This is a genomic window from Thermococcus sp., assembly GCF_027066465.1.
Classification (GTDB): domain Archaea; phylum Methanobacteriota_B; class Thermococci; order Thermococcales; family Thermococcaceae; genus Thermococcus.
This window is the reverse complement of the sequence record NZ_JAMONU010000046.1, coordinates 1-3,390: the sequence shown is the minus strand read 5'-3', so window position 1 is coordinate 3,390 and position 3,390 is coordinate 1. Positions and strand designations below refer to the sequence as shown.

6 protein-coding genes are annotated in these 3,390 nt (G+C 53.0%); 1 reads left to right on the top strand and 5 read right to left on the bottom strand.

The genetic code is table 11. The features are described from left to right. The 4 genes from MVK46_RS01970 to MVK46_RS01955 all read right to left on the bottom strand — a co-directional run. On the bottom strand, positions 1-573 hold a 573-nt coding region (locus MVK46_RS01970; RefSeq protein WP_297534884.1), incomplete at its 3' end, for a DUF2110 family protein. A gap of 44 nt (positions 574-617) precedes the next feature. Then, a complete protein-coding gene (tfe, locus tag MVK46_RS01965; RefSeq protein ID WP_297534882.1) occupies positions 618-1,172 on the bottom strand; it encodes a transcription factor E in 555 nt (184 codons plus the stop codon). A 128-nt stretch (positions 1,173-1,300) separates the two neighbouring features. Then, entirely contained in the window at positions 1,301-1,588 is a 288-nt protein-coding gene (locus MVK46_RS01960; RefSeq protein ID WP_297534880.1) for a hypothetical protein, read from the bottom strand. A 76-nt stretch (positions 1,589-1,664) separates the two neighbouring features. Next, positions 1,665-2,543, bottom strand: coding sequence for an ADP-dependent ribose-1-phosphate kinase (locus tag MVK46_RS01955; protein ID WP_297534878.1), 879 nt, complete (start codon positions 2,541-2,543; stop codon positions 1,665-1,667). 107 nt (positions 2,544-2,650) lie between these two features. Between MVK46_RS01955 and MVK46_RS01950 the strand changes: the two genes are divergently transcribed. Then, positions 2,651-3,244 (top strand): regulator of amino acid metabolism, contains ACT domain protein, encoded by a 594-nt coding sequence (locus tag MVK46_RS01950; RefSeq protein ID WP_297534876.1) that lies wholly within the window; start codon positions 2,651-2,653, stop codon positions 3,242-3,244. On the opposite strand, the gene MVK46_RS01945 is transcribed toward MVK46_RS01950, so the two are convergent. Further along, the coding region (locus MVK46_RS01945) for an acylphosphatase (RefSeq protein WP_297534886.1) at positions 3,228-3,390 on the bottom strand (163 nt) is incomplete at its 5' end. The two genes, MVK46_RS01950 and MVK46_RS01945, sit on opposite strands and share 17 nt — an antisense overlap.

Sequence of the window (3,390 nt, the reverse complement as noted above, 5' to 3'; positions counted from 1 at the left end):
AAGAGCCTCCTCGACCCTCTCGCTTGTCGTTCCAGTTATGAAGAGCTTATCGTGGCCGTCGCTCAGCAATTTCCTGATTTCTTTCAGCTGTCTTTCGCTGAAGGTCAACTCAACTTCCCTCGCGCCGAACTCAACGTCCATCACTTCAACCTCGACGGGCAGGTTGTCCACCCAGCCGAACTCCCTTATCATCTGCCGAACGGGCTTGTTTCCGAAGGTTCTCTTCAGGTAGTACAGGGGGAGCAGGGCGTCTTTCGGCGTCGGTTTAAATATCCCTATGTCAACGTAGGTGCCGTAGCCGACCTTTCCAAGGTCTATGAAACGTCCCCTGTACGTTTTTCCAACCTCAACGTTCTTGAGGCTGTAGGGAACCTCGCCGAACTCCTCCCTTACGAGAGATGCGCTGACCTCCTCGTCTTCTCCGCTGAGGCTTACCTTGACCCAGTTCTTGGTCGTCGCCGAGAGCTTCCACTCAACGTCAAGGTCGCCCAGCAGGGAGCGGAGCTTCCTGTGGAGCTTCTCAAAACCGCTCTTGTCTCCATAAACCTTTTCGAGAATAACTACTTCCTCCATTTCCACCATCCCCGACGTTCATTAACAAAACCGTTCAATTATTTTCAAGCGCTACCCTTCTTTTTCCTTGGAGATTTCTTTGGCTTCTCCGCGAGGCCCAGCTCCTCCTCGAGTTCTTGAATTCGCTTCTTCAGCTCCTCCACAATCTTCGTGTTGTCGTACTGCATGAGCATCTTGCCGCAGAGCGGGCACTGGAATTCGTATTCCATGGCCTCGTCGAAGGTAAGCCTTGGATGCCCCTCCGTTCCGCACCAGTAGTAAATCTCGCTGGTCTCCTCCTCGAGCATCTCCTTGAGCCTCTTCAGCTCGGCCATCTTCTTGGCTCTTATAATCTCTGGAAGCTTTTTGGTCTCAAGGTGCCAGTAGTAGTAATACCAGCCCGTTTCTTTGTCCCGTATTCTCTTGAAGTCTGCGAGTCCGTGGTCGTTGAGCGCGTAGAGAATCCTCCTCACGGTGTTTACCCTTATCCCAGTCTTCTCGGCAAGCTCTTCATCGGTTGCCTCCTTCATCTTTTCGAGAGCCTTGACTACCTCAACAGCTTCTTCTCCGCCGATGTCCCGTGCAAGTTCAAGGAGCTCCTTGTTTTTTCTCCTCGCCACAGCAACAACCTCCCAGAACATTTGAACGAAACCTGATTAAACGGACAGACCCCAGTGGAAATATATGTCCCCATCGCATATATATATGTTTTTGTCATTCTGACAACTATAATGAACAGAAAAGGACGTCAGTCATTGAAGTACTCGTTGAGAAGCTCCTTCGCCGAGGGCTTGTAAAGTTCGAGAACTTCAATCTCTTCGATGACGTTTCCCTCGCGGAGTTTGAGTTTAACTTTACCGCCGTAAACCTGAAGGTCATCGAGCATGCCGTATATTGCGTCCTCTGCCTCCAGAAGGCTCTTAAATTTCATTATGTACTCGTCTCCATCCGGAAGAATGAGCTTGACCCAGTATTCATTCTTCCTCTTGAACGGCCTTGTAATCTTTGGCTTGAAGTCCTCAATCACTATTTCCAAAGGACTCACCTCCGAGTTCTGGCTCTCTAATCTCCTTTGGACTTCAAATTTTTAAGGTTTCCGACCTCTTATAACCTTAACCTTCCCAGGGAAGGTTCAGACCGAGTTCCATTGAGATTTCCCTAACCCTCTCAAGGGGGACTATCGCGCTCCTCGCCCCGACCTTCTGGACGGTCAGATAAGCCAGGAGCATGCCGAGCTTTGCCGAATCCCTGAGCGACCAGCCGCTGAGGATTCCGTATATAAGCCCGGCATCGAAGGAATCGCCGGCACCGGTGCTGTCAACGACCTTCGCACTCAGCCCGCGGACCTCAAACGTCATATCGCCCTCGCGGACTATTGCACCGCCCCCGTTGAGCGTTATTATCAGGTTCTTCGCATTGCTGAGCGAGGTGTCGAGCGAGCCGTACTTCCTTCTGTATTCATCCTCGTTCATGAGGAGGTAGTCAATCATGCCCTCGACGTCCCTGGGTAGTGTTGCCTCCCCGATGTCAACAGAAATCAGAACCCCGTTGGCGTTGGCGAATCGGACCGCTTCCTCGATGAGTTCCGGCGGGTTTGATGAGAGGTGCAGTAGCCGGGTCTTTTTCGCGTAGTCGGGCTTGAACCTCCTCAGGGAGTTGGCCCCGAGGTACTTGACTATTCTCTTGTCGTCCCCGTGCACCATCGCGACGGCCACCCCTGAAGGCAAATCAACGACGTCTATTCCCGATGTATCGACGCCCAGCCTCTCGAAGTACCTGAGGTGCGCCTCCCCTATTTCATCCCTTCCAACGGCCCCAATGAAGCCCGTTTTCAGGCCAAACGTCGCGAGCCAGCTTATCGTGTTTCCCGCGGCACCCCCGAGGCCGAAGTGGGCCTCCCTTGAGACGACCTTCTCGTGGAACTCCGGGAAGCGGTCGAGCAGAAAGATTATGTCGTAGTTCAGGTTCCCCATGCCGATTACATCGAACATTCGCTCACCTCCGGAACGTCTACTACGGTGTTGGACGTTATAACCTTTGTCCGGGGAAAGATTTAAATATCCATTTCTACCCATGTATGAGTAAGAGGTGAACAAAGATGATGCTCATACTTGAGGCTTACTTCAAGAACTACCCGGCAAGGAGGAAGGTCGCCGAGTTCCTCTTCGAGAACGGCCTGAGCGTGAGGGACGGTAAAATCTACCTCAAAAACGTTGAGATTCCGATAAGCGAGCTTGCCCGGGCAATAGGCGTAAACCGAAAGATAATCTACCACACAATCGAGTACATAGAGAAGACCTACCCGCTGAAGCTCATCTTCGAGCGCCTCAATCCGCTACCGAGTCTCATCGATGTTGCCCCGCTGATGGGCTGGGAGGTTCTCGAGATTGACGTCGAGAAAGACGATTACCAGGGAGCCTTTGCCGAAGTTATGAGGATTCTCGCCGAGAACGGCGTCCCCGTGATGGAGGTCTTCGGCAGGAACCTGAGGGAGGAAACCAGCAAGATATTCATCGTTATAGATGGAACGCTTCCAGTCGGGACCTTCGCGAAGATAAAGGACGTTCGGGGTTTTCAGAAGCTAATCCTCCACACTCCGGAGAAGGAGAAGGAAAAGCTCGTCTGCAACTACTGTGAGGTCAAGTACTGCCCGAAGAGGGTTCTCCTGGAGGCCCTCAGCCAACGACCCTGAAGCCCTCGAGGCCCTCCGGCTCCTCCCACCTGACCTCGACGCGCGTTACCCTCGCCAAAGGCGGCCCCTGGTGCGCCCATCCTATCAGCGCTTCAACCCTTTCTTCGTCCCCCTCAACGACGGCCTCAACGCTTCCGTCGGGCAGG

Bases quoted from the DNA above. Each gene is read 5' to 3' on its own strand.
- MVK46_RS01955 (WP_297534878.1), bottom strand. From the start codon at position 2,543: ATGTTCGATGTAATCGGCATGGGGAACCTGAACTACGACATAATCTTT.
- MVK46_RS01950 (WP_297534876.1), top strand. From the start codon at position 2,651: ATGATGCTCATACTTGAGGCTTACTTCAAGAACTACCCGGCAAGGAGG.